The organism is Arthrobacter sp. P1_A5 (genome assembly GCF_056406825.1).
Window position 1 is genome coordinate 13,301 of the sequence record NZ_JBFTZL010000007.1, and the last position, 25,662, is coordinate 38,962.

General features: G+C 67.6%; 31 protein-coding genes and 1 tRNA gene. 13 read left to right on the top strand and 19 right to left on the bottom strand.

Annotation, left to right across the window (positions count from 1 at the left end; all coding sequences use genetic code 11):
* Positions 1-58: 58 nt before the first annotated feature.
* Positions 59-862: a carbon-nitrogen hydrolase family protein gene (locus tag AC1D1S_RS03055; protein WP_476993691.1), complete on the top strand. Its 804-nt coding sequence runs from the start codon at positions 59-61 to the stop codon at positions 860-862.
* A 304-nt stretch (positions 863-1,166) separates the two neighbouring features.
* On the opposite strand, the gene rlmB is transcribed toward AC1D1S_RS03055, so the two are convergent.
* The 6 genes from rlmB to AC1D1S_RS03085 all read right to left on the bottom strand — a co-directional run bounded on the left by rlmB (position 1,167) and on the right by AC1D1S_RS03085 (position 6,386).
* Positions 1,167-2,168 carry a 23S rRNA (guanosine(2251)-2'-O)-methyltransferase RlmB gene (gene rlmB, locus AC1D1S_RS03060; protein WP_028276342.1) on the bottom strand — a complete coding sequence of 334 codons (1,002 nt, stop codon included), beginning with the start codon at positions 2,166-2,168 and terminating at the stop codon, positions 1,167-1,169.
* 134 nt (positions 2,169-2,302) lie between these two features.
* On the bottom strand, positions 2,303-3,751 hold the full coding sequence (gene cysS / locus AC1D1S_RS03065) for a cysteine--tRNA ligase (RefSeq protein WP_243181857.1): 1,449 nt from the start codon (positions 3,749-3,751) through the stop codon (positions 2,303-2,305).
* 115 nt (positions 3,752-3,866) lie between these two features.
* Entirely contained in the window at positions 3,867-4,226 is a 360-nt protein-coding gene (locus AC1D1S_RS03070; protein ID WP_079552067.1) for a hypothetical protein, read from the bottom strand.
* Positions 4,227-4,346: 120 nt separating this feature from the next.
* Positions 4,347-4,865: a 2-C-methyl-D-erythritol 2,4-cyclodiphosphate synthase gene (gene ispF / locus AC1D1S_RS03075; protein ID WP_243181856.1), complete on the bottom strand. Its 519-nt coding sequence runs from the start codon at positions 4,863-4,865 to the stop codon at positions 4,347-4,349.
* The gene (ispD, locus tag AC1D1S_RS03080) at positions 4,862-5,707 is read right to left on the bottom strand and encodes a 2-C-methyl-D-erythritol 4-phosphate cytidylyltransferase (protein ID WP_243181855.1); all 846 of its coding nucleotides are present in this window, start codon (positions 5,705-5,707) and stop codon (positions 4,862-4,864) included. The genes ispF and ispD overlap by 4 nt, the downstream gene beginning before the upstream one ends.
* A 196-nt stretch (positions 5,708-5,903) precedes the next feature.
* Positions 5,904-6,386 carry a CarD family transcriptional regulator gene (locus tag AC1D1S_RS03085; RefSeq protein ID WP_026266570.1) on the bottom strand — a complete coding sequence of 161 codons (483 nt, stop codon included), beginning with the start codon at positions 6,384-6,386 and terminating at the stop codon, positions 5,904-5,906.
* 326 nt (positions 6,387-6,712) lie between these two features.
* Between AC1D1S_RS03085 and AC1D1S_RS03090 the strand changes: the two genes are divergently transcribed.
* Entirely contained in the window at positions 6,713-7,282 is a 570-nt protein-coding gene (locus AC1D1S_RS03090; RefSeq protein WP_476993710.1) for a hypothetical protein, read from the top strand.
* 164 nt (positions 7,283-7,446) lie between these two features.
* Here the strand turns inward: AC1D1S_RS03090 and AC1D1S_RS03095 are convergent, their stop codons facing one another.
* Together AC1D1S_RS03095 and AC1D1S_RS03100 are read right to left on the bottom strand one after the other, a co-directional pair.
* Complete coding sequence (locus AC1D1S_RS03095) at positions 7,447-8,127, bottom strand: response regulator transcription factor (RefSeq protein ID WP_028276348.1); 681 nt, start codon at positions 8,125-8,127, stop codon at positions 7,447-7,449.
* Positions 8,124-9,356, bottom strand: a complete 1,233-nt coding sequence (locus AC1D1S_RS03100; RefSeq protein WP_476993711.1) for a sensor histidine kinase — start codon at positions 9,354-9,356, stop codon at positions 8,124-8,126. The genes AC1D1S_RS03095 and AC1D1S_RS03100 overlap by 4 nt, the downstream gene beginning before the upstream one ends.
* A 207-nt stretch (positions 9,357-9,563) precedes the next feature.
* On the opposite strand from AC1D1S_RS03100, the gene phoU reads away from it, so the two are divergent.
* Complete coding sequence (phoU, locus tag AC1D1S_RS03105; protein WP_079552056.1) at positions 9,564-10,226, top strand: phosphate signaling complex protein PhoU; 663 nt, start codon at positions 9,564-9,566, stop codon at positions 10,224-10,226.
* Positions 10,227-10,391: 165 nt separating this feature from the next.
* On the opposite strand, the gene AC1D1S_RS03110 is transcribed toward phoU, so the two are convergent.
* Positions 10,392-11,138, bottom strand: coding sequence for a phosphoglyceromutase (locus tag AC1D1S_RS03110; protein ID WP_243181854.1), 747 nt, complete (start codon positions 11,136-11,138; stop codon positions 10,392-10,394).
* Between the two features lie 178 nt (positions 11,139-11,316).
* Between AC1D1S_RS03110 and AC1D1S_RS03115 the strand changes: the two genes are divergently transcribed.
* Positions 11,317-12,165 (top strand): class I SAM-dependent methyltransferase, encoded by an 849-nt coding sequence (locus tag AC1D1S_RS03115; RefSeq protein ID WP_476993692.1) that lies wholly within the window; start codon positions 11,317-11,319, stop codon positions 12,163-12,165.
* Positions 12,166-12,178: 13 nt separating this feature from the next.
* Here AC1D1S_RS03115 and AC1D1S_RS03120 read toward each other — a convergent pair whose 3' ends face one another.
* Together AC1D1S_RS03120 and AC1D1S_RS03125 are read right to left on the bottom strand one after the other, a co-directional pair.
* Complete coding sequence (locus tag AC1D1S_RS03120) at positions 12,179-12,538, bottom strand: DUF2516 family protein (RefSeq protein WP_028276353.1); 360 nt, start codon at positions 12,536-12,538, stop codon at positions 12,179-12,181.
* 9 nt (positions 12,539-12,547) lie between these two features.
* A complete protein-coding gene (locus tag AC1D1S_RS03125; RefSeq protein WP_476993693.1) occupies positions 12,548-13,744 on the bottom strand; it encodes a trans-sulfuration enzyme family protein in 1,197 nt (398 codons plus the stop codon).
* A gap of 134 nt (positions 13,745-13,878) precedes the next feature.
* On the opposite strand from AC1D1S_RS03125, the gene tmk reads away from it, so the two are divergent.
* The 4 genes from tmk (at position 13,879) to AC1D1S_RS03145 (ending at position 17,505) form a co-directional block, all read left to right on the top strand.
* On the top strand, positions 13,879-14,535 hold the full coding sequence (gene tmk, locus AC1D1S_RS03130; RefSeq protein WP_476993712.1) for a dTMP kinase: 657 nt from the start codon (positions 13,879-13,881) through the stop codon (positions 14,533-14,535).
* Positions 14,532-15,674: a DNA polymerase III subunit delta' gene (locus AC1D1S_RS03135; RefSeq protein ID WP_243181851.1), complete on the top strand. Its 1,143-nt coding sequence runs from the start codon at positions 14,532-14,534 to the stop codon at positions 15,672-15,674. Before tmk ends, AC1D1S_RS03135 begins: the two co-directional genes overlap by 4 nt.
* A gap of 60 nt (positions 15,675-15,734) precedes the next feature.
* Positions 15,735-17,318 (top strand): alpha/beta hydrolase, encoded by a 1,584-nt coding sequence (locus AC1D1S_RS03140; RefSeq protein WP_476993694.1) that lies wholly within the window; start codon positions 15,735-15,737, stop codon positions 17,316-17,318.
* Between the two features lie 114 nt (positions 17,319-17,432).
* Positions 17,433-17,505 (top strand) — tRNA-Thr (locus tag AC1D1S_RS03145).
* 185 nt (positions 17,506-17,690) lie between these two features.
* Here the strand turns inward: AC1D1S_RS03145 and AC1D1S_RS03150 are convergent.
* From AC1D1S_RS03150 to AC1D1S_RS03165, 4 genes are all read right to left on the bottom strand, one after another.
* Positions 17,691-18,254 (bottom strand): DUF805 domain-containing protein, encoded by a 564-nt coding sequence (locus AC1D1S_RS03150; RefSeq protein ID WP_476946101.1) that lies wholly within the window; start codon positions 18,252-18,254, stop codon positions 17,691-17,693.
* Positions 18,255-18,295: 41 nt separating this feature from the next.
* Positions 18,296-18,472 (bottom strand): hypothetical protein, encoded by a 177-nt coding sequence (locus tag AC1D1S_RS03155; RefSeq protein ID WP_476946100.1) that lies wholly within the window; start codon positions 18,470-18,472, stop codon positions 18,296-18,298.
* A gap of 225 nt (positions 18,473-18,697) precedes the next feature.
* Positions 18,698-19,441: an HNH endonuclease family protein gene (locus AC1D1S_RS03160; RefSeq protein WP_476993695.1), complete on the bottom strand. Its 744-nt coding sequence runs from the start codon at positions 19,439-19,441 to the stop codon at positions 18,698-18,700.
* A 157-nt stretch (positions 19,442-19,598) separates the two neighbouring features.
* Positions 19,599-19,886: a cellulose binding domain-containing protein gene (locus AC1D1S_RS03165; RefSeq protein ID WP_308197256.1), complete on the bottom strand. Its 288-nt coding sequence runs from the start codon at positions 19,884-19,886 to the stop codon at positions 19,599-19,601.
* A 19-nt stretch (positions 19,887-19,905) separates the two neighbouring features.
* On the opposite strand from AC1D1S_RS03165, the gene AC1D1S_RS03170 reads away from it, so the two are divergent.
* The 3 genes from AC1D1S_RS03170 to AC1D1S_RS03180 are packed head-to-tail and all read left to right on the top strand — an operon-like array spanning position 19,906 to position 21,417.
* Positions 19,906-20,058, top strand: coding sequence for a hypothetical protein (locus tag AC1D1S_RS03170; protein WP_476946098.1), 153 nt, complete (start codon positions 19,906-19,908; stop codon positions 20,056-20,058).
* Positions 20,059-20,101: 43 nt separating this feature from the next.
* Complete coding sequence (locus tag AC1D1S_RS03175; protein ID WP_476993696.1) at positions 20,102-20,515, top strand: hypothetical protein; 414 nt, start codon at positions 20,102-20,104, stop codon at positions 20,513-20,515.
* Between the two features lie 29 nt (positions 20,516-20,544).
* Positions 20,545-21,417, top strand: coding sequence for an MFS transporter (locus AC1D1S_RS03180; protein WP_476993697.1), 873 nt, complete (start codon positions 20,545-20,547; stop codon positions 21,415-21,417).
* Here AC1D1S_RS03180 and AC1D1S_RS03185 read toward each other — a convergent pair.
* A complete protein-coding gene (locus AC1D1S_RS03185; protein WP_243181844.1) occupies positions 21,414-21,887 on the bottom strand; it encodes a DUF2231 domain-containing protein in 474 nt (157 codons plus the stop codon). The genes AC1D1S_RS03180 and AC1D1S_RS03185 overlap by 4 nt on opposite strands.
* Before the next feature lie 86 nt (positions 21,888-21,973).
* Here AC1D1S_RS03185 and AC1D1S_RS03190 point away from each other — a divergent pair, with 86 nt between their 5' ends.
* A complete protein-coding gene (locus AC1D1S_RS03190; RefSeq protein ID WP_476993698.1) occupies positions 21,974-23,023 on the top strand; it encodes a hypothetical protein in 1,050 nt (349 codons plus the stop codon).
* A 36-nt stretch (positions 23,024-23,059) separates the two neighbouring features.
* On the top strand, positions 23,060-23,317 hold the full coding sequence (locus AC1D1S_RS03195; RefSeq protein WP_476993699.1) for a hypothetical protein: 258 nt from the start codon (positions 23,060-23,062) through the stop codon (positions 23,315-23,317).
* Positions 23,318-23,413: 96 nt separating this feature from the next.
* Here AC1D1S_RS03195 and AC1D1S_RS03200 read toward each other — a convergent pair whose 3' ends face one another.
* The 3 genes from AC1D1S_RS03200 to AC1D1S_RS03210 form a co-directional block, all read right to left on the bottom strand.
* On the bottom strand, positions 23,414-24,259 hold the full coding sequence (locus tag AC1D1S_RS03200) for an aldo/keto reductase (RefSeq protein ID WP_028276361.1): 846 nt from the start codon (positions 24,257-24,259) through the stop codon (positions 23,414-23,416).
* 163 nt (positions 24,260-24,422) lie between these two features.
* Positions 24,423-24,890 (bottom strand): hypothetical protein, encoded by a 468-nt coding sequence (locus AC1D1S_RS03205; protein ID WP_476993713.1) that lies wholly within the window; start codon positions 24,888-24,890, stop codon positions 24,423-24,425.
* Positions 24,891-24,897: 7 nt separating this feature from the next.
* Positions 24,898-25,575 (bottom strand): bacterial proteasome activator family protein, encoded by a 678-nt coding sequence (locus AC1D1S_RS03210; RefSeq protein ID WP_476993700.1) that lies wholly within the window; start codon positions 25,573-25,575, stop codon positions 24,898-24,900.
* Positions 25,576-25,662 lie beyond the last annotated feature (87 nt).

Below are 25,662 nucleotides of genomic sequence, written 5' to 3' on the forward strand. Positions count from 1 at the left end.
TGCAGTGTACGGACCGCCGCACTGCATACTGTAATGGAGCGCCGAGTTGGAGGTAATTGTGCGCGTTGCACTAGCCCAAATCATTACCGGCCGTGACGTGGCCGCAAACCTGGACCTCGTGGACGCCTACGCGCGCCAGGCCAAGGCCGGCGGCGCGGACCTCGTGGTATTCCCGGAAGCCACCATGCGGGCCTTCGGCAATTCGCTCCTGGATATCGCAGAGCCGCTGGACGGCCCGTGGGCATCCCGCGTCCGTGACCTCGCGGCAGAGCTCGGCCTGGTGATCGTCGCCGGCATGTTCACTCCCGGCACCGCCGGCAACGGCGCCAAGGTGCGCAACACCCTGCTGGTCACCGGCCGCGGCCTCGAGGCCAGCTACGACAAGATCCACCTGTTCGATGCTTTCGGTTTCGCCGAGTCGGACACGGTTGACGCCGGCACGGCCCCCGTCACCTTCGAGCTCGACGGCGTGACGTTCGGCCTCGCCACGTGCTACGACGTCCGTTTCCCGGACCTGTTCACGGAAAACGCGGACCTCGGCGCCGACGTCAACATTGTGTGCGCTTCCTGGGGCTCGGGCCCCGGCAAGGCCGAGCAGTGGAAGCTCCTGGCCCGCGCCCGCGCCTTGGACTCCACCACCCTGATTCTCGCCTGCGGCCAGGGCGACCCCGCCAGCGTGGGTCACCCGGTCAAGGGTTCCGCCCCCACCGGCGTCGGGAACTCCGTGGTGGTCTCCCCCATGGGAGATGTCCTCGAAGAGCTCGACGGCGCCCCCGGACTGCTGTTCGCTGACCTGGACACCGCCGCGGTCCAGGAAGCCCGCACCAAACTCCCGGTCCTGGCCAACCGCCACAAGTTCTAAGTCACTATCGGCCAAGTTCGCAATGGTTACGTCCCGCGGTCACCAACCGCCGGGCTGGTTCAGCCAAAGACCCTCCCTCACTTTTGGCACGTTAAACGGAAACGCTCCACCACGTTTCGCACGTTTAACCGAAGCGCTCCCCCACAAGAAGTGAGGGAGCGCTTAGCCGTTTACCGCGAAAGGTGAGGGAGCGTTTGACGTTTTACGACCAAAGGTGAGGGAGCGTCGGAGACGGGACCGGAGTTTTGCTAAGGAGCGCATCGCCGACCAGAACCGAGTAAGGCCGCCTGCGGCCGCTCGAGGACTACTTTGCGGCGCGCTGGCGGGAGATTTCGTAGAGGGAGATGCCGACGGCCATGGAGGCGTTGAGGGATTCCATGGCGGAGTCGATCGGGATGGAGACGATCTGGTCGCAGTTTTCGCGGACCAGGCGGCTCAGGCCCTTGCCCTCGGACCCGACGACGATGCATACCGGTTCGGTGGCCAGGGTGAGCTCGGGCAGCGAGACGTCGCCGTCGCCGTCGAGACCCAGGACGTAGATCCCCATGTTCTTGAACGCCTTGAGCGTGTTGTTCAGGTTGGCCGCGCGGGCGACGGGGACGCGGACGGCTGCACCGGCGCTGGTCTTCCAGGCCGAGGCGGTGACGCCCACGGAGCGGCGCTCCGGGACTACGACGCCGTGGCCGCTGAAAGCCGAGACGGAGCGGATGATCGCGCCGAGGTTTCGGGGATCGGTGATGCCGTCGAGCGCGACGAAGAGCGGGGCGTTGGCTACGTGGCCCTTCTTCCAGGCCTCGAGGGTTTCTTCGGCGAGCTCGTACGCGTCCTGGTATTCATACGGCGGGATCTGCAGCACGAGGCCCTGGTGGATGGCGTCGTCGGTCATCCGGTCGAGCTCGGGCTTGCCGGTTTCCATCAGCGGGATGCCGCGTTCGGCGGCCAGCTTCAGGGATTCCTTGACGCGGTCGTCCATTTCGATGCGGACTGCGACATGCAGGGCCTTGGCCGGGATACCGGCGCGCAGGGCTTCGACCACCGAGTTGCGCCCGGTGACGACCTCTTCGGTGGCGCGACCCTTGGGACCGGAGCGGCCGGTGCGGGCGGCGGCGCTGGTAGTGCGGCTTCCGCTGGCGCGCTTGGCCTCGGAGCGTTCGGCGAGCTGCTTGTTCTTGAACGCCTTGTGGTAGGGGCGGTCCTCCGCCTTCGGCGTGGGGCCCTTGCCTTCCAGAGCCTTGCGGCCGTGACCGCCGGTTCCGACGGAGGGGCCCTTCTTCAATTTGACCGAGCGGCGACCGTTGTTGGCCATGAGTTTCACCCTTTAAATACGCGATTCGTTGACAAGTCTGACCTCCAGTCTACTGACTCGAGTAAAATCCACGATTTCGGGGTGGCCCGGAAGGGACGACGGCGGCCCACTTCACCGGCCGCCGGCAACGGGGTTTAGCCGCGCTTCAGGCTCCAGCTCGCCCCGTCCGGGCCGTCCTCGACGACGACGCCGGCTGCGGCCAGCGTGTCCCGGATGGCGTCGGACGCTGCCCAGTCCTTGGCGGCCCGGGCGTGGGCGCGCGCCTCCAGCTGAGCCTCGACCAGGACGCCAAGGGCGGTGTTGGCTTGGTCGTCGGCCGCCGGCGTTGCGGTGGCGTTGAGGCCGAGGACGTCCAGCATGGCGGTGACGCTGGCCAGCGCCAGACCCGCGGCGTCGAGGTCGCCGTCGGTGAGAGCCGTGTTGCCGGCACGGACGGTCTCGTGGAGCACTGCCAGTGCCTGCGGAACGTTGAGGTCATCGTCCATGGCCACCCCAAAAGCTTCCGGGACAGAACCAGCGGATGCATCCGGTCCCGGGTCGGGCAGGACCCGGCTTGCGCGGCTGATGAACCCGTCAATCCGTTCGACGGCGGCGGCCGCCTCCTGCAGCGACGTCGGCTGGTAGTCCAGGACCGAGCGGTACTGCGCCTGGCCGAGGTAGTAGCGGACCACGCGGGCCGGGGCGAGTTCGAGCATTTCGGCCGGGCTGACGGTGTTGCCGATGGACTTGGACATCTTCTCGCCGGCGTAGGTGACCATGCCGTTGTGCATCCAGAAGTTCGCGAAGCCGTGGCCCGCCGCCTGGGACTGCGCCATTTCGTTTTCGTGGTGCGGGAAGCGCAGGTCCAGGCCGCCGCCGTGGATGTCGAACTCGGTGCCGAGGTACTTGGTGACCATGGCCGAGCATTCGAGGTGCCAGCCCGGGCGGCCGGCGCCCCACGGGGAGGACCAGCTCGCCGTCGTCGGCTCGCCGTCCTTGTAGCCCTTCCACAGCGCGAAGTCGCGGGGGTCCTTCTTGCCGCGGGGGTCCGCGTCCGGGGCGCCCTGCATGTCGTCGAGTTTCTGCCGCGTCAGCGAGCCGTACTTGGACCAGGAACGCACGTCGAAGTAGACGTCGCCGGAGTCGTCCAGAGCCGGGTAGGCGTGGCCTCGGTCGATCAGCTGCTGGATGAGGGTGTGCATTTCCGGGATGTGGCCGGTAGCGCGGGGCTCATAGGTGGGGCGGGAGACGCCCAGGGTGTCATAGGCCTTGAGGAATTCCTGCTCGTAGCGGTAGGCCAGGGCCCACCATTCCTCGTTGCGGAGGGCTCCTGGCTCGTCTTCAAAGTCGGCGCCGAACGAGGCGGCCGACTTGGCAAGGATCTTGTCGTCGATGTCGGTGACGTTGCGGACTGCCGTCACCCGGAAACCGCGGTACTGCAACCAGCGGGTCAGCTGGTCGAACGCAATGGCCGAGCGGATGTGGCCGACGTGTGGCATGCCCTGGACGGTGGCTCCGCAGTAGTACAGGCTCACCTTGCCAGGTACCAGGGGGACGAAGTCGCGGACTTCGGCGGATGCAGTGTCGTAAAAGCGCAGGGTCACCGCTCCAGATTAGCCGATGGCGCTCCGGGGCCTGACCCGCGGCTTTGCCGGCACGGCGCAGGCCGGCACGGCACAGGCCGGCAGGCCAGCCGCCGGAGACGGCCGGTGCAGTGGCCTACTTGCAGTATTGGCCGATCTTGTTGATCTGCTCCGTGAGCTGGGCCGTCTGTTGATCCGTCTTGGTTCCCGTAGGGCTCGCCGCAACCTGCTTCATGATCTCGGCCATCTGCTGGATCGGGGCGCCCACCTCCGGCGCTACCTTGTCCGCAACCTCCTGGTAGTGCTGGCCAATCTGCCCTGCCTGCTCCTTCGCGCTCCCGGAGGGCACGAAGGTGTCGGTGTTGAGGAACTTACAGCTTTCCTCGACGCTGAGCTTCGGAGTGGCGCTAGGCGTTTGGGGCGTTGTCGTGGAGGCGGCACAGCCGCTCAGCATGGTCCCTGCCACGAGTACGACGGCGGTCAGCAGCTTCTTCACGGCAGGTCTCCTGGCAGTTCGGAACGGGTGTCTCGCTTGGGTCTTCCCTCAAGCGTAGGGGACCGGGGCCGGCTGTGCTTAACCTGCGGTGATTAGCCTGCCGTGCTTAACCTGCGGTGATTAGCCTGCCGGATACACGAGCGCTGTAGCCACGGCTGAGATCCCCTCGCCGCGGCCGGTGAACCCGAGCCCGTCGCTCGTGGTGGCCGTGACGCTCACCGGCGCCGCGGCAGCAGCGCTGAGGACCTGCTGGGATTCCTCCCGCCGCGGGCCGAACTTTGGCCGGTTCGCCACGAACTGAACGGCGATGTTGCCGATTTCGAATCCGTGGGCGCGAACAATCCTGGCGGCCTCGGCCAGCAGGGTCACGCCGGATGCTCCGGCATATTCGGGACGGTCCGTACCGAAGTGCGTGCCCAGATCCCCGATCCCGCAGGCCGAGAAGAGCGCGTCGGCGGCGGCATGGGCCACGGGGTCGCCGTCTGAGTGGCCGGACAGACCCCGCTCCCCCTCCCAGAAGAGGCCGCCGAGCCACAGCGGCTGCGGCTCCTCCTCGGCGGCGAAGGCATGGACATCGATGCCGATCCCGGTCCGGGGAATGACCGGGGGAACGACTGGCGGGTTGGCGGACATGCTCATCCCTCCACCCAGCGCAAGCCCAGGGGTCCTTCAAGAAGGCCTTCGGCCAGGATCAGGTCCAGGGGCGTGGTGATCTTCAGGGACTGGCTGGCGCCGCGTACAGCGTGGACCGGGACCCCGATGAGCTCCACAAGCATCGCGTCGTCCGTGACGAGGGCGGCCTGGCCGGCGTCGAACCCGGAGGCAGCCTCGTGGGCGCGCTTGAGGGTGCTCAGCGCGAATCCCTGCGGTGTCTGCACGGCGCGGAGCGACTCCCGGGGCGCCGTCCCGGTGACCAGCTCGGGGGCCACCGCGGCGCCGTCGCCGGTGGTCGGTTCCACGGTCTTGACGGTGTCGACGACCGGTATCACCGGGATGACGGCCGAGGCACCGGCGCCGAGCGCCGCTGCCACGCGGTGAAAGACGGCTTCAGGCGTCAGCGCCCGGGCGGCGTCGTGGACCAGCACCGATTCGATATCGGGCAGGAGGGCCGCCATCGCGGCGCGGACTGAATCGGCGCGGTCCGCACCGCCGTCGACGACCGTCACGACGGGAACCCGGACGCCGTTGCCCGACGCTGCTCCGGCTTGCCCGGCCGCAAGCTCCTGCGTGAAGGCCTCGCACAGCGCCCGCAACTCAGTGTCACCCGGGGGGAGCGCAATGCAGATCTGCTGTGCGATCCCGGCAGCCGCCACACCGCGAAGGGCGTGGGTGAGGATGGTGTCCCCGCCGAGAGGCACCTTTGCTTTCGGCATGCCGTAGCCCAGGCGCTGGCCGGAGCCGGCGGCTACAACTATGACCGCCGTGGCGGGACCGGGCTGTGACGTATTCGCCTGTGACGTATTCGTCGGTGCAGTATCCATGGGCACAAGACTACGTCCCCGCGCCTCGGACCATCCCGTTGCCCTGGTTGTGGCTGCCCTGGAGCGCTCAAAGGGACCTCAACTGATAGCGCAACGGAGGGGGCGGCCGCTGAAAAGGGCAAAAAGAAGCCCCGGCGGCTGACGCCACCGGGGTTCGATTCTTAATCTGCGCCGGCCCTGTTGGGCCGGCCCTGTGCTAGGAAGCCAGGACCTCGTCGAGAACGCTTGCAGCCTTCTCTTCATCGGTCTTCTCAGCCAGTGCCAGTTCCGAAATCAGGATCTGACGGGCCTTGGCCAGCATGCGCTTCTCTCCCGCGGAGAGACCCCGGTCGTGATCACGGCGCCAGAGGTCACGGACGACCTCGGCTACCTTGATGACGTCACCGGAAGCAAGCTTTTCCAGGTTTGCCTTGTAGCGACGCGACCAGTTGGTGGGTTCTTCAGTGAACTCGGCCCGCAGCACGTCGAACACGTGCTCCAAGCCTTCCTTGCCCACTACGTCCCGAACCCCTACCAGGTCAACGTTTTCTGCTGGAACTTCAATGGTCAGATCACCCTGAGCCACCTTGAGCTTGAGATACATCTTCTCTTCGCCCTTGACGGTGCGCATCTTGATTTCTTCAATTTTGGCTGCACCGTGGTGAGGGTAAACTACTGTCTCGCCGACCTCAAAAACCATGTGGACATTCCCCTTTCCCGCAGACCAGTTTATCACGATTAAGGCATACAACTGGCATCAAAAGGTGCCTGGAACCGCATGAATCCGGGGAAAATGGCCGCAATCCGCCCCCTCAAACCCCTTGACGAATGCGGATAATAGTGCCTGCGGCCCTAACTGCCAAGAGGTTTCCGTCCCCCGCCGAGCCGGGACCCGTCGCCGGAGGAGCACACGTGGCCGCGCTTGTGTGTAGTCGCCGAATCCTTGTTTGCGGCCGATTGCGGCTAGGCTATGGCTGAATAATGTTTCAAGACTCTCAAGGAGTGCGTGACGTGCGTTTCACTGCGATGAACCGGGGCCAGCGCGGCAAGCTGGCAATGGCAACGGCTGCACTTGGCATCGGCCTGTTGTCCCTGACCGGCTGCGGCTACATCAACGCCCAGCAGACCACGGAGCAGTACGCGGCCTCGGACGGAACCCGGACGGATCTCGGTGCGCTGCAGCTGCGCAACTTCATCATCGTCTCCGATGGCGAGGACAAGCCGGGCCGTGTGATCGGCGCCGTGTACAACACCTCCTCCAACGACGTGGTGCTGACCATCAAGGGTGCGGAGGGCTCGCAGACCCAGGTTCCGGTCAAGAAGAACTCCTACACCATGCTCAACGACTCCACCGACGCCGCGATCCTGACCCCGGCCGGCGCCAAGCCAGGCGCCGTCCTCGAGGTCACCATCTCCGAGAACGGCACCAACAAGGAAGCCAAGTTCACGGTTCCGGTCATGGACGGCACGATCGTCGACTACAAGTCGTACCTGCCGACGCCGGCGCCCACCGGGTCCGGCACGGCCACGTCGACGGAGACGGCTACGCCGACCGAGACGGCCACACCGACGCCGAGCAGCACGGCCGGCCACTAGCTTCAACGGCTGGACCTATTGCAAAAGGAGGGGCACCTGCAGGTGCCCCTCCTTTTGTGTGTCCCCTGATGTACAACTGCGCCGGACTTCCAGCGGCCCGGCAGCAGGGCAGTAGTGCTGCAGCGGCCCGGCAGCAGCGGCCGCCGGGCTGCCTCTTCCGACCTTTAGGGCTCGAACTTGTAGCCCAGCCCCCGGACCGTGATCAGGTACCGCGGCGCGGACGCATCCGGCTCGATCTTGCTGCGCAGCCGCTTGACGTGGACGTCGAGGGTCTTGGTGTCCCCGACGTAGTCGGAGCCCCAGACCCTGTCGATCAGCTGCCCGCGGGTCAGGACCCGGCCGGAGTTCCGCAGCAGCATCTCCAGCAGCTCGAACTCCTTGAGCGGCAAGGCGACCTGCTCGCCCCCGACGCTGACCACGTGGCGTTCAATGTCCATCCGAACAGGACCGGCCTGCACCGTGGTGGAGACAAGCTCCTCCGGCTCGCTCTGGCGCCGCAGGACGGCCCGGACCCGGGCCACGAGTTCCCGCGAGGAGTAGGGCTTGGTGACATAGTCGTCGGCACCCAGTTCTAGCCCCACCACCTTGTCGATTTCCGAGTCCTTGGCCGTCAGCATGATCACGGGCACCCCGGAGCGTTGCCGGAGTTGGCGGCAGACCTCGGTGCCGGACTGGCCAGGCAGCTGCAGGTCCAGGAGCACGAGGTCGGCGCCGTTGCGGTCGAATTCGGTGATGGCGTCCAGTCCGTTGTCCACCACCTCCACTTCGAAGCCTTCTTTACCCAACAGGTAGGACAGGGGGTCGCTGAAGGACTCCTCGTCCTCGACAATCAGAATCCTGCTCAAGCGGTAGCTCCTTGCTCATGGACGCCTGCGGCGTCACGTCGTTGCGGTCTGGGGTCCCGACTGGAAGTTTGGGCAGCGGGCTTGCCCGCCTCGGGGACGTCGCCGTCGTCCTGCCCTTCTATCTCGGGAAGTCGAATGGTGAACGTGGAACCCTGGCCGAGCCGGGACCACAGGGTCACCTCGCCGCCGTGGTTGGAAATGACGTGCTTGACGATGCTCAGGCCAAGCCCGGTGCCGCCGGTCTGCCGCGAGCGGGCRGCATCCACGCGGTAGAAGCGCTCAAAGACGCGCTCCTGGTCCTCGGCGCTGAGCCCATCGCCCTGGTCCGTCACCGAGACCGCCACGAGACCGTCCTTGGCCCGGATGCCCACGCCCACCTTGGTGTTCTCCGGCGAGTAGCGGATGGCGTTATCGATCAGGTTGCGCAGGGCGGTTACGAGAAGGTCCTGGTCGCCGTAGACCAGGGCATCGGCGTGTCCGCCGACCACCAGCTGGATGTTCTTACTCTCGGCCGGCAGCACGGAGCGGTCCACGGCCTCGCTGACCACAAGGTTGATGTCCACCGGGCGGCCCTGCTGCGCGACGTTGGCGCCCTGGAGCCGGGAGAGTTCAATGATGTCMTGGACAAGCGCCGCAAGCCGTGTCGATTCCTTGTGCATGCGCTTGGCGAACCGCTTCACCGCCTCGGGGTCGTCAGCGGACGACTCGAGTGCCTCGGCCAGGAGGGAGATCGCCCCGACCGGTGTCTTSAGTTCGTGAGAGACGTTCGCGACGAAGTCGTTGCGGACTTCCTCGGTGCGGGTGAATTCAGTCCGGTCATCGGCCAGCAGGAGGACATATTCCTCCGTGATGACGGCGGCCCGGACCTGGACAACGATCGTGCCCTGGCCGAGCGGGCCGCGCGGCAGTTCCAGCTGCTGTTCGAGGATGACGCCGTCCCGCCGCACCTTGGCCGTCAGTTCCAGCAGCTGCTGGTGGACCACCGTGTGCCCGCGGACCAGGCCGTAGGCGTAGGCGGCGGGGCTGGCGCGGACCACGCCGTCGATCGCATCCACCACCACGAACGCGCGGCCGAGGACGGCGAGCACTTCCGCGGCCCCCTCGGGCAGCGAGGGGTCATCGACGTCGACATCGACAATATGCCGCTGCTGCTCACTGACCCGGAACGCGAGTACGCCGAACATGCCAAACGAGAGGCCGATCAGGCCGGCGATCACGCCGATGAGCATTGGATCCACGGCTCCAGCTTATGCTCTGCCACGTGACCGAAACCGAAATCTCCTGCGATTCGGGCAGCGGTTCAGCTAACGTTCACCTATTGGGGCGTAACAGTTCACCGGACCCTGAAAGAGTTGACAGTTGGAGCGCCGGTAGGTGAACCGAAATAGGCCCGCCACTTCGATTGCAGGCAATATTTCCGAGGAAAGGACGCACACGTGCGTAAGGTTTTTCAGGAGGAGCTCGCCCAGGTAAGGGAACAGCTCGTCGAGATCTCAGCGCTGGTCACAGAGGCCATCGATAAGGCCACGACAGCTTTCCAGGGCGCCGATATCGACCTCGCCGAGGACGTGATTGCCGCCGATGCCCGCATCGACTTCCTGCAGAACAGCCTCGACGAGCGGGCCATCGACATCCTCGCCCTCCAGGGCCCGGTGGCGAGCGATCTGCGCATGCTGGTTGGTTCGCTCCGGATGAGCGCCTCGCTCGAACGCATGGGCGACCTCGCCCGGCACCTGGCCCAGCTGGCGCGTCTGCGCTATCCGGCGTCAGTGGTCCCGGACCAGCTGCGGGAGACCTTCAAGGCTTTCGCGGAACAGGACCTGCTGATCGCCCAGAAGCTCACGGAGCTGCTGGCAACCCGCGACCTCGGCGTGGCCCGGGAGATCATGAAGGCCAATGGCGCCGTCAACGACCTTCACCTGAGCGTTTTCCAGGCGATCGCCCGCAGCGACTGGCAGGAGTCGCCGGCCACCACGGTGGACGTTGCCCTGGCCAGCCGCTACTTCGAGCGCTTCGCGGATCACGGCGTCTCCGTGGCCCAGAAGGTCACGTACCTGGTGACGGGCGCGTGGCAGCCGAGCACGATCGAGCACAACTGACTCCGGCCGACTGCGGCTGACTCAACCGCAGTTACAACGGCGCCGGTACAACGGCGCTGATAGCACCGCGCTGAACGAACGACGGCGTCCGGTCACCTTGGGGGTGGCCGGACGCCGTCGTTTGTGCTCTGTGCCTTGCTTAGTGCCTGGCCGGGCGGGGGCCGGTTACTTCTTGCCCTGGTTGGCGACGGCCTTGATGGCCTCGGCGGCGGCCTCGGGATCGAGGTAGGTGCCGCCCGGGTTCAGGGGCTTGAAGTCCTCATCCAGTTCGTAGACCAGCGGGATGCCGGTGGGGATGTTCAGGCTGGCGATGTCCTCGTCGCTGATCCCGTCAAGGTGCTTGACGAGGGCGCGGAGCGAGTTTCCGTGGGCGGTGACCAGGACGGTCTTACCGGCCCTGAGGTCTTCCTTGATGTCTGATTCCCAGTACGGCATGAGCCGGATCAGGACATCCTTGAGGCATTCGGTGCGCGGGATGGCGTCGCCGAGGTCCGCGTAGCGCGGGTCCCCCACCTGGGAGAACTCGGAATCGTCAGCCAGGGGCGGCGGCGGGGTGTCGTAGGACCGGCGCCACAGCATGAACTGCTCCTCGCCGAATTCGGCGAGGGTCTGGGCCTTGTCCTTGCCCTGCAGCGCGCCGTAGTGGCGCTCGTTGAGCCGCCAGTCGCGCTTGACGTCGATCCAGCCGCGGTCGGCTTTTTCCAGGGCCATGTTTGCCGTGTTGATGGCCCGCTTCAACCGCGAGGTGTAGAGGATGTCGGGGAGGATGTTGTTCTCCACGAGCAGCTCGCCGCCGCGCACCGCCTCGGCACGGCCCTGGTCATTGAGGTCAACGTCCACCCAGCCGGTGAACAGGTTCTTGGCATTCCAGTCGCTGTGGCCGTGGCGCAGCAGAATCAGCTTGTAAGTCATGGTTTTCATCCTAGCCGAGCGGTTGGCGGCGGTGCCGAGCGTTACACACCGCGCGTTTCAGAGCGTGCCTCACCTTCTGCTTCACCGCCCGCTTCAGGGCAACGCGGGGTCGCTGCCGGTCCATCCAGCGGCCACCACGGAAGTGAGGTGACCCCGCGTTGGAGGATAGGCTTGGGCGGTGGTGCAGAAGGCTGAACGGGTGCTGGCCCCCCGGAACAAGGGCGGAACGAGGGGCAGCGCGCGCGGCGGCAGGCCCGTGGGTAACGTGACCCGCGGAACCACGAACCCCAACCGGATGCGCCGCGTGGACCGCTGGCTGACCGGACCGCAGGCATGGCGGCTGCGGGCCGCGGCCCATCCTCTCGCCGTCGACCTCGGGTACGGCGCCTCACCGGCCACCGCCGTCGAACTCTTCGAACGCCTCTCCGCGGTCCGCGGGGACGTTCAAATGGTGGGGATCGAAATCGAACCGGAGCGCGTCCGGCAGGCCCAAGCCCTTGAACGGCCCGGCCTAAGGTTCCAGCTGGGCGGCTTCGAACTGCCCATGACCGGAAAGCCCGTGCTGGTCCGCGCCTTCAACGTGCTGCGGCAGTACGAGGAAGCCGACGTGGCGGGCATCTGGCGGCTGGTGCAGGACCGGCTGGCCCCGGGCGGGCTGTTCATCGACGGCACGTGCGATGAAATTGGGCGGCGCGCCGCCTGGGTGGCGCTCGACGTCGAGCGGCCGCTGAGCCTGAGCCTGTCCATGCGGTTCGGTGCCTTCGTGCTGCCCTCCGACGTTGCCGAAAGGCTGCCGAAGGCCCTGATCCACCGCAACGTGCCCGGCGAGAAGATCCACGCCTACCTGCAGGCGATGGACCAAGCCTGGCTGGAAGCGGCGCCGCTGGCTGCCTTCGGAAACCGGCAGCGCTTCGGGGCGATGTGCCGCGCACTGCTCGACGCCGGTTGGCCGATCCAGGACGGCCCGTCCCGCTGGCGGCTGGGCGAAGTGACGGTCGGCTGGGAAGCCGTGGCCCCGGGAGCTTAGGTGCCGCCGGTGGTCACCAGGGGCCGTAGGGGCCCATGTTGCTGCCGCGGCCGCGGCCGGCGTCCTTGACGGCGGGGCGGACGTCGGCGAGGTACACGGACGCGGCCGTCACCGCTGCAAGGCCGAAAATCCCGAGCGAACTGGCGCCGCCACCGCTGCCCAGCTGCGAGAGCAGGGAAAACAGTCCCACGGCGAACGCGCCGCCGGTCAGGGCCAGCCAGAAGGTCTTGGTCCGCTTCGATACGGCCTCGAACGCGTTGGCCTTGTGCCGGAGACAATCGAAAAACGCCCATGCCTCAAGGACAAAGGCCACGACAGCCAGGACCAGGTAAACCCCGGATTCGACAAAGTAAATGAGTATGCGTCCGTCCACTCCCCCAGCCTAGCCGTCCAGAGTGCCCAATGCCTGCTCCAAATCGGCCCAAAGGTCTTCCACGTTCTCAATGCCCACGCTCATCCGGACCAGGTTGTCCGGCACGCTCTCCGGCTCGGCGGCGTGCCGGCGCCGGCGTTCGATCAGGGATTCCACCCCACCCAGCGAGGTCGCGGGGAGCCAAAGCTGCAGGGCGCGGATCATGCGGTCCGCGGCGTCCGCGCCGCTGAGGCCCCTGCCCTGCCCACCCACCGGTGCCACCTCGATGCACAGGACGGAMCCGAARCCCTTCATCTGCTCCTTGGCCCGCGCGTGGCCGGGGTCCGAGGCCAGCCCGGGGAAGCGGACGCCGGCCACCTTCGGATGACCGTCGAGCCGCTCGGCCAGGATTTGGGCCGACGCCTGCGAACGCTCGATCCGCAGCGCCAGGGTGCGGAGCCCGCGCAGCGCCAGCCACGCCTCGAATGGTCCGGCGATTCCGCCGTGGATGGTGCGGTGGTGCAGCAGGGCGGCGCGGAGACCGGCGTCGGACGTCACCAGGGCACCGAGTACGACGTCGGAGTGGCCGGAGAGGTACTTGGTCACCGAATGCAGCACGACGTCGGAGCCCAGGCTCAGGGGCTGCTGTACCAGGGGAGTGGAAAAGGTGTTGTCCGTGACGACGATGGCGCCGGCCTCATGCGCCGCGGCGGTCAGGGCCCGCATGTCCGCGACGCCGAGCATGGGGTTCGTGGGGCTCTCCAGCCAGAGCATGCTGGCGGCGCGCCCGCCGGCCGGGGCAAGCGCCGCAAGTACAGCGTCGGTGTCCGCGATGTCCACCGTCTGCAGCTCGAGGAACCCTTTGGCCGCCAGTTCGGTGGCCATGGTGACCGATCCCGCGTAGCTGTGCGACGGCATGACGAGCACGCCCTGGGCGGGCACCAGGGACAGGGCCGAACTCACGGCGGCGAGTCCCGAGGCGTAGAGCAGGCCCGGCAGTTCCGCGCCCTCCAACTGGCCCAGCGCCTCTTCAAAGGGGTCCCACGTGGGGTTGGAATACCGGCCGTAGCCGCGGTCGCCGTCGCCCAGCGGTCCCGTGCCGAAGTAGGTCGAGGACAGCACCAGCGGCGGGTTGACCGGTTCGTCGCGGGTGCGCGGCGGGCGCCCTGCCGCGACGACCAGGGAATCCGGCGAAAGCGAGGCGGCCTGTTCTTCAGTAAGACTCATGAGGACAGGGTACGTGGGCGCCCGGCAGGGTACCCAAGCCGTTACGCCGCAGACTTTGCGCAGACTGGAGTGTCGGGGATTGTCGGTACTCTTGAACGGTGACTACCCAGAGCCCCGGAGCGTCCGGCCGAAAGTTGACCGGCCTGTTGCCCGGACTGTTTATTGCCTTCGAGGGCGGAGACGGCGCCGGCAAGTCCACGCAGGCGGCTGAACTCGCCAAAGCCCTGGAATCAGGTGGTTTTACCGTGCTGCGGACCCGGGAACCGGGCGGCACGGCGATCGGCGAGAAGCTGCGGTCCCTCGTGCTGGATCACGGCCACGGCCACATCGATGCCCATACAGAGGCCCTGATTTTCGCGGCATCCCGGGCGGCGCACGCGAGCCAGGTCATCCGCCCCGCCCTAGAACGCGGCGAAATCGTCCTCACCGACCGGTACATCGATTCCTCGGTCGCGTACCAGGGCGCCGGCCGAGGCCTCGGAACGCAGGCGGTCCGGGACATCAATGCCTGGGCCACATCGGACCTGCAGCCGGACCTGACGGTACTCCTCGACGTCGAACCCGCCGTTGGCCGGCAGCGGCGCACCGCCGGCGAGGCCGCCGAAGACCGCCTCGAGTCCGAGGCCGACGAATTCCATGCCACGATCCGGGCGGCCTTCCTGGACCTCGCCTCGGCCCGGCCGGAGGCGTATCTGGTGCTGCCCGCCCGGCTGCCCGTCGCCGAACTCGCCGCCCGGATCCTCGAGCGCGTCGAATCCCTGCTGGCCGTCACCCAAAGCAGCACAGCATGACGGTCTGGGACGACCTCCAGGGCCAGGACGCCGTCGTGGCCCAGTTGCGCCAGGCGGCCCAGAACGAAGGGCTCACGCACGCGTGGCTTTTCACCGGACCGCCCGGCTCCGGCCGTTCCAACGCCGCGAAGGCGTTCGCCGCGGCCCTGAACTGCGACCAAGAGGACGTCAGCCTGCGCGGCTGCGGCGAATGCCCGGCGTGCCTGACCATCCTCGGCGAAACCCATTCCGACGTCTCGTTCGTGCGCACGGAGAAGGTCACCATCACCATCGACGAGGCGCGTGAGCTCGTGTCCACCGCCGGGAACCGGCCCTCGTCGGGCCGGTGGCGGATCATCGTGGTGGAGGACGCGGACCGGATGGCCGAGCGGACCACCAACGTGCTGCTCAAGGCCATCGAGGAACCCACGCCCCGCACCGTCTGGATGCTCTGCGCCCCCTCCCCCGCCGATGTCCTGGTGACCATCCGCTCCCGCTGCCGGCCGGTGGCGCTGCGGCTTCCGCCGGCTGCCGCCGTCGCTGCACTGCTGGTGAAGCGCGACGGCGTGGACCCGGCGGTCGCCGAGCGCGCCGCCCGCGCGGCGCAGAGCCACGTCGGGATCGCCCGCCGCCTGGCCCGGGACCCGGAGGCCCGGGAGCGCCGGCTCGAGACGGTGCGGTTTCCGCTGTCCCTTCGCGGCGTCACGGCGGCGGTCATGATGGCCGAGAAACTGGTCAAGATCGCCACCGAGGAAGCCAACAGCTCCAACGACGAGCGCGACGCCGCCGAGAAGACGGCGCTTCTGGCCACTCTCGGGGCACCCGAAAGCGGCACGCTGCCGCCAGCCATGCGGAGCCAGGTCAAGCAGCTCGAGGACGACCAGAAGCGCCGCGCCAAGCGTTCCGTCACCGACTCCCTTGACCGCACCCTGACGGACCTGTTGTCCTTTTACCGGGATGTCCTGATCATCCAGATGGGGAACGCAGTGGAACTCGTCAACGTTGAACTCAGAAGCGAACTCGAAGACTTCGCCTCCCGTTCCACCGCCGAAGTGACCCTTGCCCGAATGGACGCCATCAACAAGGCCCGCACGCGGATCACCACAACCAACGTGGCCCCGCTGCTGACGATCGAGTCCATGGCTTCCAGCCTTATTTGACGGTTCCGGCCGCTCCAACGATCATCTTCGCTTTCGTTCCTAGCCTCCAAGGAGAACCGCATGAAGCCTGCTCGACCCCAGTCCGCAAGATCCAGATCCCTGGCGATCGGCATGCGGGCCGTCGGCGCCGTGGCCCTGGCCCTCACGCTGGCCTCGTGCACCCTCTTCGGCGGCGGGGGCGGCAACGGGTCCAGTGCGCCGGCATCGGGGGCGGCGGGGCAGGCGGACCCGTCAATCGTGGCGGCCGCGCCGGCCGAGCTGCGCAGCTACTACTCCCAGCAGGTCGACTGGAAACCGTGTGAAGGCAACTTCCAGTGCGCCAAAATCAAGGTTCCGCTGGACTACAGCAAGCCCGACGGCGAACGCATCGAGCTTGCCGCCATCAAGCTCGCCACGACAGGCGACAAGAAGGGCACCCTGATGGTCAATCCGGGCGGCCCGGGCGGCTCGGGGTACGACTTCGTCAGGGATGCGGCCAACACCAATATTTCGGACAAAGTCCGGTCCGCCTACGACATCGTGGGCTTCGACCCCCGCGGCGTGAAGCGCTCCGCCCCGGTCACGTGCCTCACGGACAAGGAACGCGACGCGTCCCGCGCCAAGACCTACGCCCTGGACACCGACGCCGGACTAGACGAGGCCCTGGCCGACAACAAGGCCATCGCTGCCAAGTGCGTGGAGAAAACCGGGCCGGTGCTGGCCCATATCGACACCGTCAGCGCCGCGAAGGACCTCGACATCCTGCGCGGGGTGGCCAACGACTCCAAGCTGAACTACCTCGGTTACTCCTACGGGACGCTCCTCGGCGCCACCTACGCATCGCTGTTTCCGGACAACGTGGGCCGGTTGGTCCTCGACGGCGCCCTTGACCCATCGCTGAGCAACGAGGAACTGACCCGCGACCAGGCCGTGGCCTTCGAAAAGGCCCTCCACGCCTATGTCGCCAAGTGCCAGCAGACGTCCGGATGCCCCCTCGCGGGAAGCACCGAGGAAGGTGTCCAGCAGATCCGCAACGCCATCAGCGCGGCCGAGGCGAACCCGCTGCCGGCGAAGGACGGCCGGAAGGTCTCGGGCTCCACGTTTGTCAGCGGCCTCATCATCCCGCTCTACAACAATGACAACTGGCCGATCCTCACCCGGGCGCTCGCCACCGCCCTGGCCGGCGACGGCACGGGCATGTTGCAGCTGGCCGACTTCGGCGCCGACCGCGATCCCAGCGGCACCTACACGTCAAACAGCACCTTCGCCTTCAACGCCATCAACTGCCTGGACTACCCGATGGTGTCCGACACCGCGTCCATGCGGGCCGAGGACCAGAAGCTGCGCCAGCTGTCGCCCACGCTGGGCTACTACTTCGCCTATGGCGGCAGCAACTGCAAGGACTGGCCGTACAAGAACGTCCGGACCCCTGCCCCGGTCGATTACAAGGGCTCGGCCCCGATTGTCGTAGTTGGAACCACCGGCGACCCGGCTACGCCCGTGCAATGGGCCAGTTCCCTGCGCAAGCAGCTTGGGAACGCCTCGCTGCTGACCTGGAAGGGTGAGGGCCACACGGCGTACGGCCGTTCCAACAGCTGCATCGGCAACGCGGTCGATGACTACCTTGTGGACGGAAAGGCCCCGGCGGACAACACCGTCTGCTAGGTCCGCGACGGGGCCGCATGGCGGCTTCGGTCGCTCATTTTGACCCGGACGCCGGGACTCTATTACAGTTGTCTCTTGCATGATCCGCCCGGTTCGCAGGGCATTCATGTGGTTGCTTCCTTAGCTCAGTTGGTAGAGCGTCTCACTCGTAATGAGAAGGTCGCCAGTTCGATTCTGGCAGGAAGCTCGAGAAGAACCCGTATCACCGTTGACTCAACGGGGATACGGGGTTTTTTATTGGTTGCGGCGGGACGGGTCCGTACGGGGCCGTATCGGGCCGGGAACCCCGACCCAGAAGAAGGCCCCGCAGCCCTCAGGGGCGGCAGGGCCTTCTTGTAGTTCGCGCGGGGTCAGTGGGTGCGACCCGGATGCTTATGCGGGGACGTCGAACCGCTGGCCCTCGGGTTTTGATTCCAGCAGCGTGAAGACGAGGAGAATAATGCCGCCGATAAACGGGATGAGGACGATGAGGTACATCCAGCCGCTGAAGTTCGAGTCGTGGAGTCGACGGACCGTCAGGGCCAAGGACGGGACAATGACTGCCAGGAACCAGACGGCTGCCAGGATGAGCCCGATCATATAGGCGGGGCCGGGGACGCTGGCGCCGTTGGGGCCCAGTTTTGCGCCGGCCGCCCCACCGGCAAGCATGATGACGTTTAAGACGATCGAGACGAGACCGGAGACGAGCATCCACCACCAGTATTCGCTCCGGCTGGCGCGGCCGGAGAACGTCCCGTACTTCTTGAAGAACCGCGACGCGGCCTCTGGCAGGGAAGCGCCGTAGAGCGGTGCCCAGAGTGGCACGGGCCCGGATCCGTGAGCCGGGTACGCCGCAGCGGCGTACGGGTTCGGCGCCCACCCCGGGTTCTGCCGGGGCTGCTCGCTGGGCCACATCTGCCGGCCGGTGCCTTGCTGAGAATAATGCGGATCTGACATGTGATGCTCCTTCACTGGTGTGCCGGGTGGATCCGGGAGGGTCAGGGGACGTCGGCCGCGGCGGAATCGCTGAAGTGTGGCGCCTGGCTCGGCGGGGGCAGGACATGGGCCTGGGCACGCGCGGCACCGCGGCGTTGCGCGTTATGGACCTCGAGGCGGTGACGGCCCGCGATGACGGAGCTGGGACTGCTGCCGAGTAGCCGGCGCGGTTGTGCCATGGTTCCCCCAATACCGGGCGCCCCAGCGGGCCCCCGGCTGTCATGCTACCGGCGTTTTCGTCCCGTGGGCACTATGGCATCCCGGAATGTTTCCGCAGGTCAGGGAGCAGAAAGGGCCGACACCTTGGTGTGCCGTCCTCAGGGACGGAAGCTATTCGACGAGACGGAGATTTGGGCGCGGTTTAGGCGGCTCCGACGAAGGTACCCCTCAGGGATGCGGTGCCGCTATTTGCAGGTGGCGAGAATCCCGGCGATGGCGTCGTGCTCGGGACGGGTCATCCAGAGCTTGTACTTGGCCTTCACAGCAGTCTGGCGGGCGACGTATTCGCACCGGACCGCCTTGTTGGCCGGCAGCCAAGCATCGGCCGAGGAGTCTGACTTCTGCTGGTTCGCGGGGCCGTCGGCGGACATCAGGTTCAGCGGATCGTTGGCGAGCTGGAGGCGCTGGCCGGCGCTGATCTGCTGGGCGCCGGTCTGCCAGGCCAGCGACAGGGGAATAATGTGGTCGATCTGGACGTCGGCCGAGTTCTCACCACGGGTGAAGGTGATGGTCTTGCCGGTGTACTTGTCGGCAAGCTTGCCGGAGGCGATGACGCAATCCCTGGTCCCCGGCTTGGTCGTCACGTCGGTGAGGTCACGGCGGAGCATGTCGTTGCGCGTGTCGCAGCCGTTGTGGTCTACATCGGACCAGGCGGGACCGAACTGCCCACGGCTGTACCCGGTCTTTGGGGCCTTGCCCTTCACCGGGATGGACGCCAGCTGGGCTACGGCCGCGGCGGCCTCGCCCGGGTGCGCGGCACCGGCACCGGCACCGGCACCGGGAGCCTGGGATGCGGCCGCGCTGTGCACGGCGTCTGCGACTTTGGCGCCAACGTGGGCTGCGGCATCACAGCCGGCGAGGGAGCCTGCCAGAAGCAGGCCGGCAAGGACGGTCAGGGACTTGGTGGCGGCGGAGCGGGAGATGATCATGCCAATCATGAGTGCGGCGAAAATGACCAGATTACCCGCACCCCGCTCCGTGCCCGCGCAGGCCGGAGCATGGAGTCGCTCACGTGAGGCTGTGGCCGCGGCTCCAGGCTGCTTCTCGTCAATACGTTGCGCGGTGAGGGCGCCCTTGCGCGGCCGGCTACTTCAGAGTGAGCACCGGGTTGACGGGAGCCTTCAGCGAATCCACCTGCAGGCCTACGGACAGTTTCTGGCCGGCGGCGACCTTCGTGGCCCAGTCCGAGCCGCTGCAGGTCACCGACACCTTGGGGAGCACCGTGCAGCTGATCCCCCAGGAGTTGGCCACCCGGGTGACGTTCGGATCGGGCCAGCTCACGCTCCAACCGGCCGCCGCCCGGAGGCCAGTGACCTCGATATTGGCCACGTAGCCGCCGGTCCATGAACTGCCGAGGTTCCAGACCGCGCTGATCGGCGCGCCCGATGTAGGGGTGGGAGACGGCGAGGGCGTCGGCGTCGCCGTGGCCGTGGCCGTGAGCGACGGCGTGGCAGTCGGCGACGGCGTTGAGGTGACGGTCCCGCCCAGAAAGAACCCCTTTGGCCAATATTTCCTTCTGCGCCTCGACGCGGCGACAGGCCCCTGACCTGCGTATTGTCTTTTTCCGGGCCGTCCGTCAGCCTTAGGAAATGGAACGGCCCGGGCGCAGGATGCCAGCCGGCCAGCAATACCCGACGTCGCGGTCCGGAAGCCAAACCGGGAATTGGCGGCACCGGCTGTGGGGCCCGGTTGTCGGCTTCGGCCTGGTCAGCCTCGCCGCGGACATGGTGTCCGACGGCGCCCGCCCGCTCGGCGGTCCCCTGCTGGCCCAGCTCGGTGCGTCCGCGCTGTTCGTCGGCCTCGTGACCGGCGCCGCGGAAGCCGCGTCCCAGGGACTCCGGCTGGTGTTCGGCCCCTGGGCGGACCGCACCGGGAAGTACTGGACTTTCACGATGGCCGGCTATGTGCTGACTGCGGTGTGCATCCCGCTGCTGGCGTTGACGCCGTTCGCCGGGACCGCCGGGATGGCCCTGGCAGCCGTGCTCATCTCGGGGACAGGGTAGGCAAAGCCGTCCGCAGCCCGGCGAAAACCGTGCTGCTCGCCGCCGTCGCCGGGCCGGTTGGCCGGGGCCGCGGCTTCGCCGTCCACAAGTCCCTCGATCTGGCCGGGGCGCTCCTGGGCCCGCTACTCGTCTCGGCGGTGCTGGTTGCCACCGGCTCACTGCCGGCAGCCTTTGCGGTGCTCATCATTCCGGCGGCGGCGGCGCTGGCGATTCTCGTTTGGCTGCGCCGCCGCGTCCGGGATCCCGGCGCGGACAGGCCCGTGGCCGACCCCTCCGGCTTGCCGGAGCCGCCCCGCGGGAAACCCGCCGGGCGGCAGCCGTCGGCGCTCTCCAGCGTCTTCACCTTGTTCGCGTTTGCCGGGTTCTTCTGGAGCGCCGGACTCGTCGCCTTCGGCGTCATCTCCTATCACCTGACGGCCGACGTGGCCGTCCCCGTCTCGGTGGTTCCGCTGCTGTACGCCGGCGCCATGGGGGCCGCCGCCGTCGGGGCCCTCGCCAGTGGCGTCCTTTACGACCGCGCCGGGGCGGCCGTGCTCCTGGCGCTGCCCGTGCTGATTATGGGGGTGCCCGTACTGGCCCTGGCGCCGAGCGCCGGGCTCGTGCTCGCCGGCGTCCTGGTCTGGGGTGCCGCCACCGGCATCCAGGACTCCACAGTCAAGGCGCTGGTCGCCGATTTGGTGCCCCAACCCCGGCAGGGCACGGCGTACGGGGTGTTCGCGGCGTTCGAGGGCGCCGGAGCCTTGGCCGGCGGCGCCCTGTACGGGTCACTTTACGGCGCACGGCCGGCGCTCATCGCTGCCGTGGCCGCACTGCAGGCAACGGCCCTTGTCCTGCTGCTCGTCACGCTGCACCGGGCCCGGCACGCATCACCTGGCCAAGGGCCCGCGGATGGGCTGACTTAGCGCGCCCAGACCGAGGCCGCGCCGGAATGTCCCGTGATGATGCTCTGGTAAATGAAGAAGGCCCCCGCGAGGGCGCCGGCAATCAGGACGGCTCCCCGGACAATCCGGTTGCTCCGAAGGCCGCCAAGGAACGCCAGGCGCCGGCCAAAGGGCTCGTAGGTGACCATCAACATTGCCGCGACCAGGACGAAGAAGATCACGGAAAGCACTTTGAGTACGTCACCTTCCTGGGCGTGCTCGTGGACCACCGCCGACGCCGGACGGACTTTCTCCAGCTGCTCGCCTGCCTGCGCGGTCAGGAGTGTTACTGGCACCAGCCCCAGTGACAACACGCCCAGGGGCCACGCCAGGTAGCCCCACCAGCGCCGTGCCACGGCATAAACGATGGCGCCTAGACCTGCAATGGGCGCTAATACCACTACGGCGTGGACGAGCAGGACATGGGCCGGGAGCCCACCAATTTCGATCAAGTGAAATCTCCTCCAGAACGTGACGGCACCGGGTCTGATAACGGGCCAGCGAACTCGCGGCGGGGCCAGACTCCTATGATTCTTGCATGGGATCGCGGGAACTAGCGGGCATTGCCGGGCCGCTCTATGCATTGCCCTACGGGGAGTTCGTGGCTGCTAGAACGGCGGCGGCCAAAGACGTCAGTTCCGCGGGTGTCACCGCCGCCGAGCAGCGTGCCCTGGCGGCCGCAGTCCGTGCCCTGCCCAAGCCGTCGGTCGCGGCGTGGGCGGTGAACATGCTGGCGGCGCACAGCCCCGAAATCCTGCGGGAGCTGGCTGCACTGGGGACGGCGATGCAGGCCGCACAGGATGCCTTGGATGCAGCGGACCTCCGTCGCCTCGCCCAGCAGCGGCGCCAGCTCCTCGCCAGCACGGTGAAGGCGGCGCAGGCCTTGGCGGCCCGGCACGGACGGGCCATCAGCGCCGCCGTCGCGACGGAAGTGGAACAGACCCTGCGGGCCGCCACCGCCGATCCCGGGGCCGCCGCCGCCGTGCAAAGCGGCTGTCTGCTCCGGGCGCTCTCGGCGGACGGGGTCGACGTCGTCGACCTCGCCGGCGCAGTGGCTGTCCCGGGGAGCCATGCGGCGTCGGTGCCCGGCACTGGAGCCGCGCCTGGAACCGCGCCTGGAACGGCCAGCGTCCACCGGTCAGCACCAGCGACCGCCGCCGGAGGGACRGAACCGGCGGACCGGACCGCACAGCGCGGCGGAACTGCCGGTGGAAAGCCGACAACGGAACAGCCCCGCCTCCGGGCCGTCGGGACGGCACGGATGACGCCCACGCCGTCGGCGGTGGAACGGGCGCGGACCGCCCTGGAGGCGGCCGAAGTGGCCGCCGCGGAAGCCGACGAGGAGGCAGGCCGCGCGGCCGCGGAGCTGGCGGAGGCGACGGCGGAAACCAGCCGGCTGGCCGACGAGGTGCGCGAGCTCAGGCGGCGTCTGGACGCGGCAGAAGCCTGGCTCAAAACGGCCCGGAAGGATCACGAGCTGGCGTCGGCTCTGGCGCAGCAGACGGCACGGGCCGCCGACCGGCAGCGCCGAAAGGAAGTCCTGGCGCGGGAACGGGTGCTGCGGCTCGGCAACACGCCGGAGGAGTGAAGTCTTAGTGTCGGTGGTCAGTCGCACACTGGAATCATGGAGAACAACCAGAATTTCCAGCAGGGTTTCCGCCATGATATCAAGTCAGATTTTGAGGCCGATTTCAACGACGCACAGGATGGCGCGCTGCATTTCGTGGTCACCTACCTGGACACCGACTGCGGCCGGATCCGCACCGAGAGCTTCGATGACGCTGCCTCCGCAGACCGCTTCGCCAGCCGCTGCGTTGCGGGCGAAGACGGCTGGGCCGTGGTCGATGCAATTCCGGCGAAAGAGCGCCGGGCCGCCGCCTGACTCCGGAGGCTTTCGGGACGCCCGAAGGGCCTCCACCCCGTGCTGGGTGAAGGCCCTGTGCGAACGCCGGCTGGCTGCCGGCGTCACGGGAGGTGCTTAGGCGAAGTCGGAGACGGCCGGATCCGGTCCGATCCGGCCGGCATCTTCGGCGGAACGGTCCAGCCCGTTGATGGCCTGGATGTCGGTCTCGTCGAGGCTGACGTCCAGGGCCGCGTAGTTCTCGCGGATCCGGGACTCGGTCACCGACTTCGGAATGACCACGTTGCCGATGGCCAGGTGCCAGGCGATGACAACCTGGGCCGGGGTGGCGCCGTGCTTGGCGGCAATCTGGGCAATGACGGGGCTCTCGAGGAGCTCGCCGCCCTGGCCCAGCGGCGACCATGCCTGGGTGAGGATGCCCTTAGACGCGTTGAACTCGCGCAGGTCGGCCTGGCTGAAGAACGGGTGCAGTTCGACCTGGTTGATGGCCGGAACAACGCCGGTCTCATCGATCAGGCGCTGCAGGCCCTCCTTGGTGAAGTTGGAGACGCCAATGGTCTTGACCCGGCCCTGCTTCTGGAGCTCGATGAGGGCCTTCCAGGTGTCAACGTATTTGTCCTGCTTGGGCTGCATCCAGTGGATCAGGTACAGGTCCAGGGTCTCGAGGCCGAGCCGCTCCATGGATTCCTCGAACGCCTTCAGGGTGGACTCGTAGCCCTGGTCCGCGTTCCACAGCTTGGTGGTGATGAAAATTTCCTCGGGCTTGAGGCCGGAACGCTCGATGGCGCGGCCTACGCCTGCTTCGTTGCCGTAGATCTTTGCCGTGTCGATGTGGCGGAAGCCGGCCTCGAACGCCTGGACAACCACCTTTTCGGCCACGTCATCTTCAACCTGCCACACGCCGTAGCCAAGCTGGGGGATGGTGTTGCCGTCATTGAAAGTCAGTTCCGGTGAAAAAGTCATATAAGTATCCTGCCAACTTCGGCGCCCTCCGGCCAGCGACAGGGCGCCGCTAAGCTAGGCGCGTAACCGGGAATACCCGGGAATACCCGGGAAATTAAGGGAATGTCGGGAAACCCAGCCATGCCGGGGCGGGCCTGTGCAAGAGACTAATTCGCGTAGCGGCTCAGGCTGGCGTCGGGCCGCCGCCGTCGGCTTCCGCAAGCCGCCGCTCGGCGTCGTGGACCTGTTCCAGCACGGAATCGGCGCGCCGCCGCACCGACGCGGCGCCCGCCGGGACCGGACCCACGGCAAGCCGGAGCATCGCGGCCGCCTCAGCCGTCATGGCCAGGGAGTTGCCCGCCGTCGACAGGGCGCGGTGGACCCCTGCCAACGGCCCCGGGATGTCCAATCCATTGCTGGGAAAGCGCCGCTGGGCCTCCACGCAGACCTGCCGGACCCGGGGCACGAGCGCGGAGAGCTGATTGGCGATCTCGACGAGCTCGCCGTACAGGGCCTCGTCTTCGACCCCCTCGAGGACCTGGTGGTAGCGGTCAAGCCCGCGGTTGAACCGGTCGTGGGCGCGCCGCCAGAGCCCCTTGCCAAGTTCTGCGTCGTCCCTGCGGCCTTGCCGTGCTGCGCTGAAGAAGCCCAAGGTCGCGCTAAAGGTACTGGCCCGGGCCATGGTCCGGGTCCGCGGGTTCGGGCGGCTCGGGGGACTCCGCGCCGTGACGCGGCGCGGCGGCGCGGACCGGTTCGCCGTTTTCCCCGATGATGACGCCCGGCGCGATCACGGTTCCGGGCGGCAGCTGGCGCAGCTGCATTTGGGCGTAGGTGTGCTCCCTGGCGGCGTGCTGCGCCGCGATGGCCGTCTGGATGCCGTGGAAGAGCCCCTCAAGCCAGCCGACCAGCTGGGCCTGGGCTATCCTCAGTTCCGCGTCGGAGGGGGTGGCGTTCTCCGGAAAGGGGAGGTTGATCCGTTCGAGCTCCTCAACGAGCTCCGGGGCCAGGCCGTCCTCGAGTTCCTTGATGGACCGGTCGTGGATTTCGGCCAGCCGGACGCGGGCAGCGTCGTCCAGGGGCGCGGACTTCACCTCGTCCAGCAACTGCTTGACCATCGTGCCGATCCGCATGACCTTGGCGGGCTGGTCCACGAGGTCCTGAAGTTCGCTGCCCCGGGGCGGCCTGGGCCCGGCACCGGGTCCACCGGCGCGGCCGGGCGGCACTGCAGCCGGTGGCGCCAGGGACGTCCCGGGCAGGGCGTCATCCACGGGTGTGCCTTCGACGGGCACGTCGTCGGCAGTTTGGGCGCTGGGCTGAGTGTCGTGCTGATCGCTCATGGCTTCATACTCTCACGCGCCGGGCGGCCCGGACCCGGCGTCCGCCGGGAGCGGAGGGGCGGCGTCGGACACCGTTGTGCCCCAAGC

Excerpts from the sequence above, each read along its gene's own strand:
- AC1D1S_RS03195 (WP_476993699.1), top strand. The coding sequence starts at position 23,060 with ATGGAGAACAACCAGAATTTCCAGCAGGGTTTCCGCCATGATATCAAG.
- AC1D1S_RS03155 (WP_476946100.1), bottom strand. The coding sequence starts at position 18,472 with ATGGCACAACCGCGCCGGCTACTCGGCAGCAGTCCCAGCTCCGTCATC.
- AC1D1S_RS03150 (WP_476946101.1), bottom strand. The coding sequence starts at position 18,254 with ATGTCAGATCCGCATTATTCTCAGCAAGGCACCGGCCGGCAGATGTGG.
- AC1D1S_RS03090 (WP_476993710.1), top strand. The coding sequence starts at position 6,713 with ATGAACCGGGGCCAGCGCGGCAAGCTGGCAATGGCAACGGCTGCACTT.
- AC1D1S_RS03210 (WP_476993700.1), bottom strand. The coding sequence starts at position 25,575 with ATGAGCGATCAGCACGACACTCAGCCCAGCGCCCAAACTGCCGACGAC.
- AC1D1S_RS03160 (WP_476993695.1), bottom strand. The coding sequence starts at position 19,441 with ATGATCATCTCCCGCTCCGCCGCCACCAAGTCCCTGACCGTCCTTGCC.
- AC1D1S_RS03135 (WP_243181851.1), top strand. The coding sequence starts at position 14,532 with ATGACGGTCTGGGACGACCTCCAGGGCCAGGACGCCGTCGTGGCCCAG.
- ispF (WP_243181856.1), bottom strand. The coding sequence starts at position 4,865 with ATGAGCATGTCCGCCAACCCGCCAGTCGTTCCCCCGGTCATTCCCCGG.
- AC1D1S_RS03140 (WP_476993694.1), top strand. The coding sequence starts at position 15,735 with ATGAAGCCTGCTCGACCCCAGTCCGCAAGATCCAGATCCCTGGCGATC.
- rlmB (WP_028276342.1), bottom strand. The coding sequence starts at position 2,168 with ATGGCCAACAACGGTCGCCGCTCGGTCAAATTGAAGAAGGGCCCCTCC.
- ispD (WP_243181855.1), bottom strand. The coding sequence starts at position 5,707 with ATGGATACTGCACCGACGAATACGTCACAGGCGAATACGTCACAGCCC.
- AC1D1S_RS03110 (WP_243181854.1), bottom strand. The coding sequence starts at position 11,138 with ATGACTTACAAGCTGATTCTGCTGCGCCACGGCCACAGCGACTGGAAT.
- AC1D1S_RS03200 (WP_028276361.1), bottom strand. The coding sequence starts at position 24,259 with ATGACTTTTTCACCGGAACTGACTTTCAATGACGGCAACACCATCCCC.
- AC1D1S_RS03085 (WP_026266570.1), bottom strand. The coding sequence starts at position 6,386 with ATGGTTTTTGAGGTCGGCGAGACAGTAGTTTACCCTCACCACGGTGCA.
- AC1D1S_RS03175 (WP_476993696.1), top strand. The coding sequence starts at position 20,102 with ATGGAACGGCCCGGGCGCAGGATGCCAGCCGGCCAGCAATACCCGACG.